The following is a 736-nucleotide window of genomic DNA, read 5'->3' as shown; positions in this document are numbered from 1 at the left end:
CAAACCATTCCAGAGCTTCTCTTTTATTATAAAACTTACGGCTTTCAAATTCTCCAAAATCATCTGAAAAGTATCGAGCTATGTAGTATGTAAATTCATCTTTCATTATCCAATTACTCCTGTCTTAATATTTAGTCTTTGCTGACTTGATAAGTGATATGAATTGCACCACTTGCAGTAATAAGCTCTTACTGGTATCTTATCAGCTTTCTTTTTAGTATGCTGGGCATTCGCTATTGAATATAAAGCACCCATTTTTGTGTATTTGCGTTTCTTACACATAATCTAACCACTCCTTAATCGTAAATAATTCAAAGCCATTTAGTTTGCTTTGTTTTTCAATTTCTACTTGATTTCTATCTAGGTCTATCAGCAGTTCAATTACAGGTCTACCATTATCAAGCCACCTGATGACTGTATTAGTTTTAAGACCAAAATACTTAGCACATTGAGCCTTACAGCTGAAGTGTAGTTCTTCTTCCGTTGTAGGGTTATAAGCTACGACCTTTATAGCTTTTTGTGTTGCCATTGTTTAATCCCCTTTCTATAAAACAATATTATCAAATTACTTTATATTTGTCAAGAATTAACTTTAGACCTCTTCAATAAATTCCAAGTATCTTTCATCAATCGCTTTTATCTCTTCTTTCGTGAACTCTGATTTAAAGTTATTTCTTTCTTCTTTAAACCCTAGGAAGAGAAACTTATTCCCTAGCTCGTTTTTAAAAGAGTTTCA

At 32.3% G+C, this 736-nt stretch carries 1 protein-coding gene; it reads right to left on the bottom strand.

Annotation, left to right across the window (positions count from 1 at the left end):
- Window positions 1-274 precede the first annotated feature (274 nt).
- Entirely contained in the window at window positions 275-529 is a 255-nt protein-coding gene (locus tag D9V42_RS14745) for a hypothetical protein (protein WP_036851135.1), read from the bottom strand.
- Between the last annotated feature and the right edge of the window lie 207 nt (window positions 530-736).

Source organism: Staphylococcus pseudoxylosus (assembly GCF_003697915.1).
Classification (GTDB): Bacteria; Bacillota; Bacilli; order Staphylococcales; family Staphylococcaceae; genus Staphylococcus; species Staphylococcus pseudoxylosus.
This window is presented reverse-complemented; position numbering and strand designations above follow the sequence as displayed.